This window comes from Lentzea alba (assembly GCF_047445655.1).
GTDB classification, from domain to species: Bacteria; Actinomycetota; Actinomycetes; order Mycobacteriales; family Pseudonocardiaceae; genus Lentzea; species Lentzea alba_A.
On sequence record NZ_JAJAEG010000014.1, the window covers coordinates 183,037 to 199,741 of the forward strand.

Genomic DNA, 16,705 nt, shown 5'->3' on the forward strand with positions numbered 1-16,705 from the left:
ATACGAGCGGCTAAGCCCAAGCACAGGTTCCCGACAGGTTTCAGCCGGGATCTCCACGACGTTTGCGATGAACTACCCAACCGAAGTCCACAACGCAGACAACGGCGAGTAGTAAAAGCACTGTCCCGAGGAAGGTGAGGTCAGCTCGGAGTGCCAGCCAGGCGGCGACCGAGTTGAAGACCAGGCCGAACCCCGCCAGCCACAGCCGTAGCGTCAGAGCACTTCGCGGCGGTGCCGGGGGCGGCAGGTAGTCGCTCACCTCACCCGGTTTCCCTCAGCAGGTGCGTCTCAACCCGTCGAAGTGGCCTCGGAGGTTTCGTCACATAGGGCCTAACGAGACGCGTCAGGGCCAGACCAGGAGCGATGAGCGGGACCACGGCGGTCAGCACGGCGGCTGTGATGCCGGCTCGCATCACGTCCTTGGGCATCACGGCGACCCGGTCGACGACGAACGCGCGCCGCCCGGTGAGCGACACGGCCGCGAGGATGATCAGGAACACGACCATGCTGAGCATCGCCCGCTGGACCGCGCGCTCGTACCCGGCTGCTTCTCCTGCGATCAGCACCGCGAACCACCCGGCGATGGCTGGCAGCTGAGCCTGCTCGGTGGTGGCCGCCCAGCTCAGCCCGCCGAGCGTCGCCAGCCACACGAGAACGCTCTCGCGTTCCTGCGCCCAATCGGATGCCGCGTCGAGGGGAATACCGGTCCAGGCGAGTACACCGAGCGGGGAGAGGGGTGTGTGGGCGAGTTGGCCGAGCACCCAGGCGAACGTCCACGCGGAGAGCAGGACCGCGACGACGAGCTGCCACCGAGGCCTGCGCACCACGCACCGGGCGAGCCGGACGATCTCCGCACGCGTCATACCCCCACCTTGCCGTTTCCAGGTGGTTTGCGGAGAAACGTCACCCCAACGCTCACCCGCTCGGCCCTCGTACGGGCGGGTTGATCACGCAGTGCTATCCACGATCGGGGGACAGATCTTTTCTATGCTGAGTACATGAGCATTGATCAGCTTCTGCGTCTGCCCAGCTACCTGATGCTCCAGCTGGTCAGGGAAGCCCGCCGGCTGGCGCGCGGCGACCTGCGCCCGCCGCACGTGACGGTGCTGGCGTGCCTGGCCGAACAGGAAGCGGTGGCGCAGAAGCGGATCAGCGACCGGGTGCGGATGGACGCGAGCGACCTGGTGTCGGTGCTCGACGATCTTGAGCGGCGCGGGTTCGCCCAGCGCAAACGGGATGAGCGAGACCGGCGGCGGTTCGCCGTGTCGATCACCGATGCGGGCAGACAGGCCCTGAGCGAACGCCTGGAGACGGCTCAGGTGCACGAGGAGGAGTTGCTGGCGCCGTTGACGTCGCAGGAACGGGTTGAACTCACCACACTGCTGCGTAAGGCGTACCTGCACCACGCTGATTTGCGTGTAGATTAGACAGTCTGCGCTCGCACGACTGGGGTGCGGGCAGGAATGGCTGACTCAGGATAAAACCTGACGTCGCATCGTATCGAGAAATGAGGCACGTTGTCAAGCCCCTCCGATGACCTCCGGCTCGCCGAAATGGAGCCGGAGCAGGAATACGTGGCCATGTTGTACGGCCGGCTCGACGACCTCCGCGAACAGACGTCGAAACGACTCGCACAATCGTTGCGACAAACTGGCGGCACACACCAGATGCGGTCAGAGCGCGACACGTCGGTCGCGATGTACACGGATCAATTGGCTCAGTACAGCGCGGTCGAGAACGGACTCGCGTTCGGCCGGCTCGATTTCCACAACGGCGACCGCTTCTACATCGGCCGAATCGGTCTGTTCGACGAGGACAAGGAATACGAGCCGCTGCTGATGGACTGGCGGGCGCCCGCCGCCAGGCCGTTCTACCTCGCGACGGCCGCCTCCCCCGACGGCGTGCGCAGGCGCCGACACCTGCGCACCCGCTCCCGGAAGGTGATCGGCCTCGACGACGAGGTCCTCGACATCAACTCGGTCGACGTGACCCGCAGCGAGTCGCTGACCGGTGAGGCGACGCTGCTCGCCGCGTTGAACGAGTCGCGGACCGGCCAGATGAGCGACATCGTCGCGACGATCCAGGCCGAGCAGGACATCATCATCCGGTCCGAGCTGAACGGCGTGGTCGTCGTGCAGGGCGGTCCGGGTACCGGCAAGACCGCGGTGGCCCTGCACCGCGCCGCATACCTGTTGTACACACATCGTCGGCAGCTGGCGAAACGCGGTGTTCTGGTGGTCGGACCGAACACGACGTTCCTCCGCTACATCAGTCAGGTGCTTCCCTCACTGGGTGAGACGGGCGTGCTGCTGTCGACTGTCGGCGAGCTGTACCCCAATCTGACGGCGACTGGTCGTGAGTCCGCCGAGGTCGCGGCCATCAAGGGCCGCATCCAGATGGCGGACGTGATCGCCGCTGCCGTGCGGGACCGCCAGGAGGCGCCGGCGTTCGTCGACATCCGCTTCGACAACGACGTGCTGCGCCTGGACCGGCGCGCGATCTCCGACGCGCGAGGCAGGGCGCGCCGGACCCGGCGTGCGCACAACGAGGCCCGCCGCACGTTCGCGCGCGAGATCATCTCGACGCTGTCGTCGATGGTGGTCGGCCGGTTGGGCGGGCACCTGCTCGACAAGGCGGACGTCGACGACATCCGCCGCGAGCTGCGCGAGTCCGAGGAGGTGCAGGCCGCGATCTCGTCGCTGTGGCCGGTGCTGACGCCGTTCTCGCTGCTCTCCGAGCTGTACGCGAACCCGAAGCGGCGCAACCGCGCGATGTCGAAGTTCACGCGCGAGGAACGCGATCTGCTGCAGCGTTCGACTGACGACTGGACGCCGGCGGACGTGCCGTTGCTGGACGAGGCCGCCGAACTGCTGGGCGAGGACGACACGGAGGCCAAGGCCCGCGCCGAACGCCAGCGCCGCCAGGCCATCGAGTACGCCCAGGGCGTGCTCGACATCCTCGACCTGGAGGACGACGCGGACCCCGACATCCTGATGGCCACGGACCTGATGGACGCCTACCGCCTGGCCGAGCGCCACGGCGTGGACCGGTACGAGACGGCCGCGGAACGTGCCGCCGCCGACCGCACCTGGACGTTCGGCCACATCATCGTCGACGAGGCCCAGGAGCTGTCCGCGATGGCGTGGCGCACGTTGATGCGCCGGTGTCCTTCGAAGTCCATGACGGTCGTCGGTGACATCGCGCAGACCGGTGACATCGGCGGCGCCACCTCGTGGGGCACCGTCCTGTCGCCGTACGTGCAGAACCGCTGGCGCCTGACCGAGCTGACCGTCAACTACCGCACGCCGGCCGAGATCATGGAGGTGGCCGCGGACGTGCTCGCCTCCGTGGACGCGTCTTTGGTGCCGCCGACGTCGGTGCGCGAAACCGGTGTGCCGCCGTGGGTTTCCTCGGTGGCGTCGTTCGCGGCCGAGGTGCCCGCGCTGATCGCGCGCGAGGTCACGGCGGTCGGCGACGGCAAGGTCGCGGTGATCGTGCCGAACGCGCTGCTGTCGTCGGTGGGGTCGGCGGTGGTCGACGCGGTGCCGGGTTCGTCGCAGGGCGACGACCTGGAAGAGGCCCAGGTCGTGGTGCTCGGGGTGACCGACGCGAAGGGCCTGGAGTTCGACTCGGTCGTGGTCGTCGACCCGGTGGGAATTCTGGACGAGTCCCCGCGCGGCGCGTCGGACCTGTACGTCGCGCTGACCCGTGCCACGCAACGACTCGGCGTCGTGCACACCGGAACGCTGCCCGATGTGCTATCCCGGCTGAAGGACGTTTCATAACGAACGGTGGAGGCCTGGGGTGGCGAACGTGGACACGGCGGTCAGCCGGATCGTCGTGTCCGTCAGCAACCAGCTCGCCCCCAGGCTCGCCCAGCTCGTTCCTCCCGCTTCCGCTGACGTGGAACCGGCTTTGCTCGCCTACCTGGAATCGCCTGACTTCGCCGAGGTGGCGCGCCAGGTCGTGCTGTGGCGGGCGATGCGCGGTTCACTCGACGCTCAGTTGTCCGGAGACCTGCGCGAGCAGATCGTCCAGGGCCTGCGGCTGTCCGGTGCTTCTGCTGACCCAACGGCCGTTTTCGAGGCGTTGACGTCCGCGCCGCCGTTGCCTGCCAGCGATCTCGCCACGCCGACCGCCGTGGCCGTCGCGCATCTCGCCAACGCCGTGCGGCACAACACCCGTGTGTTGCGGCGCGCGTCGTCGTGGGAGACGTTCCACTCCTACGCCCGCCAGTTGTGCGCGCGGATCGCGGCGATGCACGGCGAGATGCGATTACCCCACATCGGTGTCAGCCGATCCGTGCCTTACGACGAGCTCTACGTGCGGCCCGCGCTGAGTCCGGGGATCTCGGTGGAAGGGCTGGCGACTCCCGGCCACCGCACGGTGTTGCTGGGCGATCCCGGTGCCGGAAAGTCCACTCTGGCGGGAAAACTCACGCACGACATCGCCCTGTCCGGCGAGCGCGTCCCGTTCCTGTTGGTGCTGCGCGACTTCACCGCGTCGTTCCGGTCCGGCGGCCGTGAACTGCTCAAGTACTTCGAGGACATCTGCAGCGATCCGTACAACCTCACTCCCCCGCGCGACGCCGTGGAGTACTTGCTGCGCAACGGCCGCGCGGTAGTGGTGTTGGACGGCCTGGACGAGCTGGTGCAGCCCGAACTGCGGCGCCGGGTCGTGCGGCTCGTCGAAGGCTTCGCGCACCAGTACCCGCTGACTCCGATCGTCGTGACGGCGCGCAAGGTCGGCTACGTCGAAGCCCCGTTGAGCTCCTCGCTCTTCACCGTGGGCACTGTCGACGACTTCGACTCCCGTCAGGTCGCCGACTACGCGACGCGCTGGTTCGCCTTGGACGCCGCGACTCCCGCACACCAACGGGCTGGGCTCGCTCTCGCGTTCCTCAACGAGAGCAGCGAGATCGAGGAGCTGCGCCGCAACCCGTTGCTGCTGGCCCTGTTGTGCGCCATGTACTCCAGCGAGCACTACCTGCCGCGCAACCTCGCCCAGGTCTACGAACGCTGCGCCGTCATGCTGTTCGACCGCTGGGACTCGATGCGCGGCATCACCCTGCCGGTCCAGTTCCAGGGTCGTCTGCGCGCTGCCGTCCAGCACCTGGCGTGGTACCTCTTCGCCGGCCCCGAGCCCGGCGGTGCCTTGCCGCGCAGCCGAATCGTCCGCCTGCTGGCCAACTACCTGGTGTCCAAGTCCTTCGACCCGGACGAGGCCGAGGGCGCGGCGGAGCGGTTCACCGAGTTCTGCACGGGCCGCGCGTGGATCCTCACCGACGTCGGCGCTTCGGCCGTCGAACCGCTGTTCGGCTTCACGCACCGCACGTTCATGGAGTACTTCGCCGCCGAGCGCTTGGTCCGGCAGCACACCACCGCTTCTGCTTTGTGGGCCGCTCTGCGCTCACACGTCTCCGAGGGTGCGTGGGACGTCGTCTGCCGCGTGGCCCTGCAACTGCACGACCGCAACGTCGAGGACGGCGCCGACGAGGTGTTGTCGCTCGCGATCCGCGACGGCGAACTCGACTTCGCCGCTGAGTCACTCCACTACCTGACGCCGCGGCCGGACATCGTGCGCGGCATCGCGATAGCCGCACTCCGCCAAGCCGCTCGGTTGCCGCAGGAACAACGAGCCCACTACTTCTTCCACCACCGCACGTTGGACGAGGACGTCGCGCTGAAGGCCTGCCTCACGGGTGGTCTGCCCGCGAACAGCGCCATCGTCCGCAAGGCCGTGCTCGAAGACATCACGCGGCTGTACGAGGAGCGCGACCCGGGCATCGACCACCTGGTGCGCGGCCTGCTCGGCAACACCTTCCTGGCCCGTTACCTCCAGGTGAGCCTGAACGACGTCTATTGGCACCAGCCGAACTCCCCGCGCACGCCCTCGCCGTGGCTGCCCGACGTGGACGGCCTGATCGACCTCACCGCGCTCGTGGTCAGCAGGGGGCCGGCAGCCCTCTTCGAGAACCACACGTTCCTCGGCATGGACATCGTGTCCCCGGTCAGCGCATTGCTGTCCCGGGGCGGTCCCAAGCCCGTCGACCGCGCCGCAGCACGCAGCCTGGTCGTGCACCTGGCCCGGTCGAAGCGGCCGTGGATCCAGTACGAGCGCTGGATCAGGGACCTCGAACACACCATGAGCGGCGGCCTTCTGGAACCACGAGGCGAGCTCGGCGCGGACCTCGAAGTGCTGCTGTGCCTGCCCTATCTCGAAGCGAACACGGATTTCGGCCACCTCCCGCCGTTCGAGCCGGCACAGCACCTCCTGGAGCTGGCCGCCTGCCGGGAACAGGACGTGCCCTGGACGCCGCCGGAGGGCATGTCCGCGGAGGTCGCCGACCTGCTGAGCCTGTGGACCACCAGGGACTTCAACGTCTTCGAATAGGAGTGCTGCATTGCCAGAGATCGAGTCCGCGGTCGTGCGCGTGGTCGCCGAGGTGAGCAGGCAGCTGGCACCAGCGCTGGCCGATGGGCTGCAGGCACCGAGCCCGCGGTTCCCCGCGTCGGCGGCCACGAGGCTGCTCGCCGACCTGGGTACCGATGCGGCGGCGCTGCTTCGCTACCTCGACTCCCCCGACTTCGCGGCCGTGGCGACGCAGCTGAGGTTGCACCGCGGTCTCGGCCAGGTCGTGAAAGACCAGCTCTACCAAGGACTCCGGCTGGCCGGCCTGGCGGACCGCCTGCTGCTCGAACGCGCCGTCGAACTCGTGCACGACGTGGTCCACGCCGCGTGCGAGGACGTCCACCGGCAGATCGGCGGGCAGAACACGAAGGTCGACACGGGCGACCTCTTCGTCGCGGGCTCCGAGAACAGCCGCATGCTCATGCGGCTCAAGTCGCTCACCGAGTTCCACAGCTTCGCCGCCCACCTGCGCAGCCAGGTCGTCGCACTGCACAACAGCATCCGGTTGCCGCACATCGGCGTGAGCCGGGCCGTGCCGTACGACCAGCTCTACGTGCGGCCGAGCCTCGACCCGCCGAAGTTCCACCTCGGCGCGCCCGGCGACCGCACCGTGGTCCTCGGCGACCCCGGTGCCGGCAAATCCACGCTGGCGGCCAAGTTCGCCCACGACATCGCGACCGACGGCACCGGCCGCGTGCCGTTCCTGGTGGTGCTGCGGGAGTTCAGCACCGCGTTCACCGAGGGCGGCCGCGGTCTGCTGGAGTACCTGGAGATGGCGTGCCGCGCGCCGTACAACGTGCAGCCGCCTCAGGACGGCGTCGAGTACCTGCTCCGCACCGGACAAGCCGTCGTGATCCTCGACGGGCTGGACGAGCTGGTGCGCACCGAGCTGCGCCGCCGGACCGTCAAGCTGGTAGAGGGGTTCGCGCACCTGTACCCGTTGGTGCCGGTCCTGGTGACGGCGCGGAAGGTCGGCTACTACGAAGCCCCGCTGGCCGAGGAGCTGTTCGCGCACGAACGCATCCGCGAGTTCGGGCGCGAGGAAGTCCAGGAGTACGTCCGCCGGTGGTTCGCTTTGGACGAGGCCACCTCACCCGCCGACCGCGCGCGGCTCGCCGACTCGTTCATGGAGGACAGCGCGCGGATTCCTGAGCTGCGCAGCAACCCGTTGCTGCTGACGTTGTTGTGCGCCATGTACTCCAGCGACCGCTACCTGCCGCGCAACATGGCTCAGGTGTACGAGCGGTGTGCGTTGATGTTGTTCGAGCAGTGGGACGCCAAGCGCGGCATCGACCTTCCTTTGAGCTTCGAGGGCCGGCTGCGCGGTGCCGTGCAGCACCTGGCCTGGCGGATGTTCACGGCGCCGGAGTCCGGGAAACCCCAGGCCCACACCAGGATCGTGCGCGTGCTCACGGAGTACCTGGAGACCAAGCTCGACGACCACGACGAGGCTGTTGCGACGGCCGAGCGCTTTCTGTCGTACTGCACCGGGCGGGCCTGGATCCTGACCGATGTCGGCGCTACCAGGACCGAGTCGCAGTACGGGTTCACGCACCGGACGTTCCTGGAGTACTTCGCCGCCGAGCATTTCGTGCGGACACATCGCACGGCCGCGGAGTTGTGGGCGGCGTTGCGGCCGAACATCCAGCAGTGGGACGTGGTCGCGCAGATCGCGTTGCAGCTTTACGACCGCAACGTCGAAGGCGGAGTGGACGAGTTCCTGCTCGAAGCACTCACCAACGGCGGGCTGGCGTTCGCGGCACGCTCGCTCCAGTACGTGCATCCGGCCGCACGCACCGTGCGGGCGATCACAACCGAGGCGGTGGACGCGACCGCGATGACCGACATCGACGCCCGAATCGACATGACCAGCGCCATCAGCTACATCGACGAGCCGCTGATCTCCTGCATGTTCGACTCGTCCGAGGTGAACCGGGCCATCATCGAGCGGGTGGTCGCCGACCGCCTCGGCGAACTCATCACGGCCGGTGAGCTCGGTGCCGCACTGGTGCAGCACACCATGGCCCTTCCCGATGGCCACCGTGAGACGCGCTGGGAACGCGTCCAACACTCGTTGACCCAAGAACATCGCGAACGACTCGTCGAGCTGTTGAAGGACTCCCCGTGGGCAGCGGACACGTTCGCACTGCTCGATCCGGAGATCATCCCGGAGATCATCCGCCGCTCGGGAGTGTTCCCGCTCTATCGCGACTACTACTGCCACAAGACCGTCTTCAACTCCGTCGCGGATGAGCTGCTCATCCACCGTGACGGTGAACTCCTTCGATCAGACCTCGTGGCGATCGCCGTGACGGCGGCGCCGACTCCGTGGGGAAGTCGAATGGACTTCGTGCATCTCGAAGGGGATGAGCGCTGCGAGGACGCGATGCAGATGTTGTTGCTGCTGCCGATGCTGGAACACAGATACAGGTCTGAGGCGAGGCAACTGCCTCATGGCTGGCTCGCCCAGGACGACCTGCCGATCGAGGTGCGAGGGTTCCTGGTGCGCTGGGTGCGGGGTGAGATCAGCGTGACAGCGCCAGACCCAGAGCCGCCGCTCCCGCTCCCAGAAGAACACTGACGACGACGTTCAGCAGTGCTGGGCGGTACTTCTCGGCCTCCAGCAGCTTCACCGTCTCGTAGCTGAACGTCGAGTACGTCGTGAGCCCGCCGCAGAACCCGACCCCAACGAGCGGCATCCAGGACGTGCCAACGACAAACCCGATGAGGAAGCACCCGAGCACGTTCACGACCAAGGTGCCCCAAGGGAAATCCGACCTGGGCACCCGGGACGACACGAACCAGTCGAGCAGGTACCGCACCGGAGCCCCCAGCGCGGCACCCAGAAACACCGCTACAACGGTCACCGCGTCACCCGCAACCCGAGAAACGCCGCCAGCACGGCACAAAGAGGCGTCAGCACCAGGAACACCGGGCTACCGGCGACCGCGTAGGACGAGAAAGTCGTGAAGCCGCCCAGAAACCCCACCCCGAAGAACGCACGGACCAGCGGCCGCGGCACGGTCCCCATCAGCACGCCGATCAGGAACGACCCCAGCACGTTGATCACGAAGATGCCCATAGGCCCGACCACGGCCACAGACAAGCCGTAGCGCGCCACTCCACCCAGCCCGCCGCCCAGCGACACGAGCAGGACGAAGCGCGGGTCAGGTCGGTTCGGCGAGGTGTTCAACGAGGTGGTCCAAGGCCTTGAGTGCGCGCACGACGTCCTCCCGTTCGGAGGCCTCCAGCTTGCCCAACGCGGCACCGATGCGCTTCTCGTGTTCGCGCTGCCACACGAGCAGCTGTTCGTGTCCACGTGGTGAGACGGATAGTCGCGCTACCCGCCTGTCTCTGGGGTCGGCGCCCCGTACGACGAGGCCTGAGTCGATCAGCTGGGACACCAGGCCGGAGACGGTGTTGGGAGCCAGCCGGAGGGCTGCGGCAAGGTCGCCGACCTTCATCGGGGGGCGTTCCGCGAGGGTCTGCAGCAGTTCTACCTGCGCCATCGGCAGGGATTCCCAGGGCCAGTCCGCCCGGATGCTCGTCCGCAGCGCCCGGCGCAGGCGGGTGACGACGTCGGTGAGCGTGCGGGCTTCGTCTGACATGCGGAAATCTTACTGAACGAACGGCAATAGCTCGGTGTCAGATATAATCTGCTACCGATGAACTGGTTCGTCACGGAGTCACCTAGGCCGGCGTGGATCGTGCGCCGGTCATATGCGCCTTGGCTGGTCATCGCGACCGTCTGCTTCGGGGCGTTCATGGGGCAGCTGGACGCCTCGATCGTCACGCTCGCGTTCCCCGCGATCAGTCAGCACTTCAACTCAGATCCCGAGTGGATCTCGCTCAGCTACCTGATCACGCTCGTGGCGCTGCTCGTCCCAATGGGCAGGATCGCGGACAAGGTCGGCCGCAAGATCGTCTACATCTACGGCTTCGCGTTGTTCACCGGAGCGTCCATCGCGTGCGTGTACGCGCCGGGATTCGACGCGCTCATCGCGGCTCGCGTCGCGCAGGCGGTGGGTGCGGCGATGTTGCAGGCCAACAGCGTCGCGCTGGTCACCACCGCGGTACCACCCGAGCAACGAAGAAAAGCCCTCGGCATCCAGGCGGCGGCGCAGGCAGCAGGACTGGCGGCGGGGCCGTTGCTCGGCGGCTACCTCACCGAGCACCACGGCTGGCAGGCCGTGTTCGCGATCAACATCCCGATCGGGGTCGTAGCCGTGATCGCCGGCCACTACCTGCTCCCCCGCACGAAAACCAAACCGGAGAAAGCAAAACCGACGAGCAGAGTCCTGCCGGGACTGCTGGGCGTCCTGCTCACCTACGCCGCACTCTTCGCACCGATGACGTTGCTTCCATTCACGATGAAACAACCGTTGGCGCACATAGGACTGACGACGGCCGCATTACCCCTGGGGTTCGCCGTAGCAGCAACGTTGCTGTGCAAGCCGGGCATCAAGACCGGTGCGCTGATCGCCGCCACCGCGCTGATCATGCCTGTGCCGCAAGTACTTCAGCTGGCCATCGCGGGCATCGGGCTCGGCATCGTCGCGCCGGCGTGCACGAAACGGGTGATGAGCGCGTTGCCGGAAGGACAGGCTGGGGTCGGCAGCGGGCTGGTCAACGTCGCGCGAGGACTCGGCACCGCGCTCGGGGTCGCGGCGGCGACGGTGCTGATTCACACTTTCCAGTGACAGCAGGAGCTTCCGCTAGACCAAAAGGGCTCCACCCCTGCCGCGCACGTGTGGCGTCTCAGTAGCCTGAGGGCATGTCTGAACGGGTGAGCTGGGTTCCGGAAGGCGTCGACACGGGGAAGCCGAGTGCCGCTCGCCTCTACGACTACCTGCTCGGCGGCGGGCACAACTTCGCGGCCGACCGGGCGCTGGCGGAGAGGTTCCTGCAGGCCCAGCCGAACGCGCGCACCATCGCGCGGCTGAACAGGGCGTTCCTGCGCCGGGCCGTGCTGTTCATGATGGACAACGGGATCCGGCAGTTCCTCGACCTCGGCAGCGGCATCCCGACGGTCGGCAACGTGCACGAGATCGCGCAGAAGGCGGACCCCGAGGCGCACGTCGTGTACGTGGACTTCGAGGAGGTCGCGGTCGCGCACAGCCAGCTCATCCTGGAGGAGGACCCGCGCTCGACGATCATCCAGGAGGACATGACCAAGCCCGCGGCGGTGCTGAAGACCGCGGAGGAGAGCGGTCTCATCGACTTCACGCGGCCGGTCGGCGTGCTGACCGTCGGCGTCTTCCACTTCGTGCCGCCGGAGGCCGACCCGCGGGCGATCGTCGCCGCCTATCGAGACGCTGTTCCCGAGGGCAGTTACCTGGCCTTCTCGCAGTTCACCCAGGACCTGCAGCCCGAGGAGATGGCCGGGATCGTCGAGGTCATGAAGAAGAGCCAGAACCCGATGTTCCCGCGCACGAAACCCGAGATCGAGGGGTTCTTCGGCGGGTTCGACGTGGTCGAGCCCGGCATCGTGCCGCTGCCCTTGTGGCGGCCGGAGGGCACGAACACCGACGATCCGGACAAGGCGGGCATTTACGCGGGCGTCGGCAGGAAGATCTAGCGCGCTTGTCGATGTTGGCCAAGGGACGGCGATTCCGTACGCTCTGTGCACAGGATGGAACTTCCGGAGCTCGCCGCCCGCTGGATGCACGCGCTGACCTCGACCGCGTACATCCCGCTGTCTCACGCCGAGATCGAGCAGGCGCTGCTCGAGTCGCTGAGGTGGCTGCGGCAGTCACCTGAATCGGTAGCCGATCGATTGGTGTCACTGCACGCAACCGGCCCGGACTCGCTGCGTGTCACCATCGATGTCCTTTGGCCCACTTTCGAGCTAAAGCTACTCGCCCGGTTGGCCTCTGCGTACGCACAGGCCATGCGGATGGACGCGTTCGACCAGCAGGAGCAGATCAAGGTCGCCATCGTGCGGGCCAAGCAGCGGGTCGAGCGCACGCTGAAGGTCAGCCAGGCGCGGTTCCAGGAGGTCTTCGACTCCGCCGCACTGGGCATCGTGATCACCGACCTCGACGGCAGGTGCGTCGAGGCGAACGACGCGCTCGCCGAGATCGTCGGGCTGGACTCGGGTGCCGACCTGAACGACCGCGACCTCACCGACTTCTACCACCCCGGGGACGTCGCCGCCCTGGCCGCCTCGTACCGGAAGGTGCGTGAGGGACACGTCGACCGGTTCCGCGACCAGCGCAAGCTGATCCGCGTGGACGGCGAGCCGGTGTGGGTGTACCTCGCGGTGTCGCTGCTGCGCGACGCGGACGGCGAACCGACGCACTACGTGACCATGGTCGAGGACATCAGCGAGCTGCACCTGTTGCAGCGCAGCCTGGACCATCAGCTGTTGCACGACTCGCTGACCGGGCTGTCGAACCGCCAGCACTTCATCACGCAGGTCGAACGACGGCTCGGCAGCGCGCCGATCACGTTGTACCACCTGGGTTTGGACGCGTTCTCGGTCGTCAACAACGGCCTCGGCCACGAGACCGGTGACAAACTGCTCAAGATCGTCGCGTCACGGCTGGGCAAGCTCGCCGACGAGAAGAAGGCCGTGCTGGCACGGATCGGCGGCGACGAGTTCGCGTTGATGACGACCTCGGACAACGTCACCGTGACCATCGAGGAGATCCAGGCGGTCCTCGCCGAAGCGACCTTTGTGGACGATCACGGCATCGCGCTGTCGGCCAGCATCGGCGTGGTCGACCGGCCGCCGGCGTTCGCGACGGCCAACGAGCTGTTGCGGTCCGCCAACGCCGCGCTGCGCCAGGCGAAGGCGCGCGGCAAGCGGCAGTGGGCGTTGCACGACCCGCACGACGACGCCCGCAGGCGCGGCAAGTACGCGCTGGCCGCGTCGATGCCGGGTGCCTGGGAGCACGGCGAGATCGAGATCGTCTACGCGCCGGTGCACGACCTGGAGACCCGCGAGGTGCTCGGCGCCGTCGCCCGGCTGCACTGGGACGATCTGAGCCACAACGACACCATGGCGCTGGCCGACTCCACGGGCCTGTCGCTGCCGATCGGCAGGTGGCTGTTGCGGGAGGCGTGCGCCCAGGCGGCCAGATGGGTCGAGGAGTTCGGCGACCGGGCGCCCACGCTGCACATCGCGTTGGGCGCCTTGCAGTCGCGCGACGAGGACCTGGTCGCGGACGTCAAGCGGGCGCTGGACGAGACTGGCCTGCCGCCCGAACGGCTGCGCATCGCCCTCGACATCTCGTCGGTGCTGGCCGGCGACGACAACGCGGTGGTGCTGCACGACAGCGGCATCGTGACGGCGCTCGACGGTTTCCACGGCGGGCACGACGAACTGGCCGTGCTGACCGAGGTGCAGGTCCGCGCGGTGATCACCCGCGCGCCCGCGCCGGGCCCGGACTCCCCGCTGCGCCAGGCGATGCGCGACCTCATCGCGACCGTGCACAGCTTCGGCGTGCGGTTCGGCGTCGACGAGGTGCACACGATCGAAGAGGCGGACCACTGGCGCGCGGTCGGCGCGGACGCGGTGATCGGGTTGCTGCCCGCCCTGCCACCGGACGACGTGACCGAACTCCTCACAACTGCTTCACTGCCGCCAGAAGCTTCGTGAGCGAGTCTTTCGCGTCGCCGAACAGCAGCGTCGTCTTCGGGTTGTAGAGCAGCTCGTTGTCCACGCCCGCGAACCCCGGCCGCATCGACCGCTTCATGAACACCACGGACTTCGCACGGTCGACGTCGAAGATCGGCATGCCGTAGATCGGGCTGGTCGGCTCGTCCCGCGCACCCGGATTCACCACGTCGTTCGCACCGACCACCACGGCCACGTCGACCGAGGTGATGCCCGGGTTGACGTCGTCGAGCTCCTTGAGCTGCTCGTACGGCACGTCCGCCTCGGCCAGCAACACGTTCATGTGCCCCGGCATGCGGCCGGCGACCGGGTGGATTCCGTACGAGACCGAGACTCCGCGGTGTTCGAGCTGCGTCACGAGCTCACGCACGGCGTGCTGCGCCTGCGCGACCGCGAGTCCGTACCCCGGCACGACGACGACGTTGTTCGCGTACCCCAACAGGATCGCGACGTCCTCGACCGTGCCCGACTTGACCGACCGTTGCTCTTCTCCGTGCACCGCAACGGCTGTGGCTTTGAAGGCGCCGAACAGGATGTTCGCGAGCGAACGCCCCATCGCCTGCGCCATCAACCGGGTCAGGATGGTGCCGGACGCGCCGACGAGCGTGCCCGCGACGATCAGCAGCGTGTTCGCCAGCACGTAACCCGACGCCGCCACCGCGAGACCGGTGAACGCGTTCAGCAACGAGATCGCGATCGGCACGTCCGCACCACCGACCGGCAGCACGAACAGCACGCCGAGCGCGAGCCCGACCGCCGCCAGCAACCACAGCAGGAACCCGTTCGGCACCGCCATCGTCAACGCGCACAAGGCAACCGACGACACACCGGCCGCGATCGCGAGCTGCTGCCCGGCCGGCAGCAACACCGGCCGGGTCGTCATCAGCTCCTGCAGCTTCAGGAACGTGACCACCGAACCGGAGAAGCTGACCGATCCGATCAGCACCGTGAGCACGGTCGCGAGGCGGAACATGACGCTGGAGTCGGGCACCGCGAAGAACTCGGCGAGGGCGACGAGTGCTGCGGCGGCGCCACCGACGCCGTTGAACAGAGCCACCATCTGCGGGATGGCGGTCATCTTCACCGACCGCGCGGCCGGAATGCCCACGACGACACCGAGTGCGACCGCGATCAGGATCCACAGTCCGTTGTGGACGACGCCGTGAAGGTACGCGGTGACGACGGCGACGAGCATGCCGAACGCGCCGATGAAGTTGCCGTAGCGCGCGTATTTGGGCGAGCTCAGGCCTTTCAGCGCCAGGATGAAGCACACCGCCGCGACGAGGTACATCAGCTGGACGATCATCGCTTGAACATCTCCAGCATCCGGTCGGTCACCACGAACCCACCGACCACGTTCACCGTGGCCAGGAACACCGCGAGCAGCCCCAACACCAGCTCCAGGGTGCTCTCGGCGGACCCGGTGATCAGGATCGCGCCGACCAAGATCACGCCGTGGATGGCGTTCGCACCGGACATCAGCGGCGTGTGCAGGATCGTGGACACCTTCGAGACCACCTCGAAGCCCACGAAGACGGCCAGCACGAAGATCGTCAGCAGGTCGATCACGGCAACTCCTTGCGGATCTGACCGTCATGGGTGACGCAGCAGCCGTCGAGCACCTCGTCCGAGAGGTCCGGCGTCACCGCCCCGTCCACGATCATCAGCTTGAGCAGGTTGAGCACGTTGCGCGAGTACAGCCGGCTCGCGTGCACGGGCATCGACGACGGCAGGTTCAACGCGCCGTGCACCAGCACCTCGCCGACCCAGATCTCCTCACCCGCAACGGAACCGGCGTAGTTGCCACCCGACTCCGCGGCCAGGTCGACCACCACGGAACCCGGCGCCATCGCCTTGAGCATGTCGGTCGTGACGAGCACAGGAGCCTTGCGGCCGGGGATCGCCGCCGTGGTGATCACGACGTCCGACTGGGCCACGTGCTCACCGATGAGTTCTCGTTGGCGTTCCAGGAACTCCTCGGACTGCACGGACGCGTAGACACCGGACTGCGTCTCCAGGTCCAGCGCGAGGAACTTGGCACCGAGGCTGCGCACCTCCTCGCCCGCGGCCGCGCGCACGTCGTACGCCTCGACGACGGCACCGAGCCGGCGCGCGGTGGCGATCGCCTGCAAGCCGGCGACGCCCGCGCCCAAGACCAACACCTTGGCCGGAGGCACCGTGCCCGCGGCCGTCGTGAACATCGGGAGGAAGCGCGGTAGTCGTTCGGCGGCCACCAGAACCGCCCGATAGCCCGCGACGAGCGCCTGAGAGCTGAGAGCGTCCGCGCTCTGGGCCCGCGTCACGCGCGGCAGCAGGTCGAAGCTGAACGACGTCACCCGGCGGTCGCGGTAGACCTCCAGCAGCTCACGCTCGTTCGCGGGCTGCAGGAAGCTGATCGTGATGGCGCCGGGTTTGAGGGTGGAGGCCTGGTCGATGGTCAAAGGCTGCACGGACACGACGACATCGGACTCGGCCGTCGGGTCTTCGGGCGTCACGGTCGCCCCGGCCGCGCGGTAGGCGGCGTCGGGGGCGTGGGCGTGGCGCCCTGCGCCTTCCTGTACGTGCACGGTCAGTCCAGCGTCGACCAGCGACGACACCGTTTCCGGTACGCAGGCGACTCGGCGCTCGGCGGGCCGCGACTCTGCGGGTGTTCCCACTTTCACCGTACGCACG

At 67.7% G+C, this 16,705-nt stretch carries 15 protein-coding genes; 7 read left to right on the forward strand and 8 right to left on the reverse strand.

Annotated features, from left to right (window positions below; translation table 11 throughout):
- Positions 1-40: 40 nt before the first annotated feature.
- Both LFM09_RS24160 and LFM09_RS24165 read right to left on the reverse strand, forming a co-directional pair.
- On the reverse strand, positions 41-259 hold the full coding sequence (locus LFM09_RS24160; protein WP_414098804.1) for a DUF6343 family protein: 219 nt from the start codon (positions 257-259) through the stop codon (positions 41-43).
- Position 260: 1 nt separating this feature from the next.
- Entirely contained in the window at positions 261-863 is a 603-nt protein-coding gene (locus LFM09_RS24165) for a hypothetical protein (RefSeq protein ID WP_414098805.1), read from the reverse strand.
- Between the two features lie 135 nt (positions 864-998).
- Between LFM09_RS24165 and LFM09_RS24170 the strand changes: the two genes are divergently transcribed.
- The 4 genes from LFM09_RS24170 to LFM09_RS24185 all read left to right on the forward strand — a co-directional run bounded on the left by LFM09_RS24170 (position 999) and on the right by LFM09_RS24185 (position 8,992).
- Complete coding sequence (locus tag LFM09_RS24170) at positions 999-1,427, forward strand: MarR family winged helix-turn-helix transcriptional regulator (protein WP_414098806.1); 429 nt, start codon at positions 999-1,001, stop codon at positions 1,425-1,427.
- A 90-nt stretch (positions 1,428-1,517) separates the two neighbouring features.
- Positions 1,518-3,785 carry a HelD family protein gene (locus tag LFM09_RS24175; protein ID WP_414098807.1) on the forward strand — a complete coding sequence of 756 codons (2,268 nt, stop codon included), beginning with the start codon at positions 1,518-1,520 and terminating at the stop codon, positions 3,783-3,785.
- A gap of 19 nt (positions 3,786-3,804) precedes the next feature.
- Positions 3,805-6,393: an NACHT domain-containing protein gene (locus tag LFM09_RS24180; RefSeq protein WP_414098808.1), complete on the forward strand. Its 2,589-nt coding sequence runs from the start codon at positions 3,805-3,807 to the stop codon at positions 6,391-6,393.
- A gap of 10 nt (positions 6,394-6,403) precedes the next feature.
- The gene (locus LFM09_RS24185) at positions 6,404-8,992 is read left to right on the forward strand and encodes an NACHT domain-containing protein (protein ID WP_414098809.1); all 2,589 of its coding nucleotides are present in this window, start codon (positions 6,404-6,406) and stop codon (positions 8,990-8,992) included.
- Here the strand turns inward: LFM09_RS24185 and crcB are convergent.
- Genes crcB through LFM09_RS24200 form a run of 3 tightly spaced genes read right to left on the reverse strand, consistent with a single transcriptional unit; the run spans position 8,937 to position 10,019 of the window.
- Positions 8,937-9,278 (reverse strand): fluoride efflux transporter CrcB, encoded by a 342-nt coding sequence (crcB, locus tag LFM09_RS24190; protein ID WP_414098810.1) that lies wholly within the window; start codon positions 9,276-9,278, stop codon positions 8,937-8,939. The genes LFM09_RS24185 and crcB overlap by 56 nt on opposite strands.
- Positions 9,275-9,604 (reverse strand): CrcB family protein, encoded by a 330-nt coding sequence (locus LFM09_RS24195; protein ID WP_414098811.1) that lies wholly within the window; start codon positions 9,602-9,604, stop codon positions 9,275-9,277. Before LFM09_RS24195 ends, crcB begins: the two co-directional genes overlap by 4 nt.
- Positions 9,579-10,019 carry a MarR family winged helix-turn-helix transcriptional regulator gene (locus LFM09_RS24200; RefSeq protein WP_414098812.1) on the reverse strand — a complete coding sequence of 147 codons (441 nt, stop codon included), beginning with the start codon at positions 10,017-10,019 and terminating at the stop codon, positions 9,579-9,581. The genes LFM09_RS24195 and LFM09_RS24200 overlap by 26 nt, the downstream gene beginning before the upstream one ends.
- A gap of 57 nt (positions 10,020-10,076) precedes the next feature.
- Here LFM09_RS24200 and LFM09_RS24205 point away from each other — a divergent pair, with 57 nt between their 5' ends.
- The 3 genes from LFM09_RS24205 (at position 10,077) to LFM09_RS24215 (ending at position 14,014) form a co-directional block, all read left to right on the forward strand.
- Positions 10,077-11,111, forward strand: coding sequence for an MFS transporter (locus tag LFM09_RS24205; RefSeq protein WP_414098813.1), 1,035 nt, complete (start codon positions 10,077-10,079; stop codon positions 11,109-11,111).
- Between the two features lie 74 nt (positions 11,112-11,185).
- Entirely contained in the window at positions 11,186-11,989 is an 804-nt protein-coding gene (locus tag LFM09_RS24210) for an SAM-dependent methyltransferase (RefSeq protein ID WP_414098814.1), read from the forward strand.
- 54 nt (positions 11,990-12,043) lie between these two features.
- On the forward strand, positions 12,044-14,014 hold the full coding sequence (locus tag LFM09_RS24215) for a diguanylate cyclase domain-containing protein (protein WP_414098815.1): 1,971 nt from the start codon (positions 12,044-12,046) through the stop codon (positions 14,012-14,014).
- Here the strand turns inward: LFM09_RS24215 and LFM09_RS24220 are convergent.
- From LFM09_RS24220 to LFM09_RS24230, 3 genes are read right to left on the reverse strand one after another with little or no spacing between them, the layout of a single operon-like run.
- The gene (locus tag LFM09_RS24220; protein WP_414098816.1) at positions 13,980-15,338 is read right to left on the reverse strand and encodes an NAD(P)(+) transhydrogenase (Re/Si-specific) subunit beta; all 1,359 of its coding nucleotides are present in this window, start codon (positions 15,336-15,338) and stop codon (positions 13,980-13,982) included. The two genes, LFM09_RS24215 and LFM09_RS24220, sit on opposite strands and share 35 nt — an antisense overlap.
- Positions 15,335-15,601 (reverse strand): NAD(P) transhydrogenase subunit alpha, encoded by a 267-nt coding sequence (locus LFM09_RS24225; RefSeq protein WP_053737731.1) that lies wholly within the window; start codon positions 15,599-15,601, stop codon positions 15,335-15,337. Before LFM09_RS24225 ends, LFM09_RS24220 begins: the two co-directional genes overlap by 4 nt.
- Positions 15,598-16,695 (reverse strand): Re/Si-specific NAD(P)(+) transhydrogenase subunit alpha, encoded by a 1,098-nt coding sequence (locus LFM09_RS24230; protein ID WP_414098817.1) that lies wholly within the window; start codon positions 16,693-16,695, stop codon positions 15,598-15,600. The genes LFM09_RS24225 and LFM09_RS24230 overlap by 4 nt, the downstream gene beginning before the upstream one ends.
- Positions 16,696-16,705: the final 10 nt, after the last annotated feature.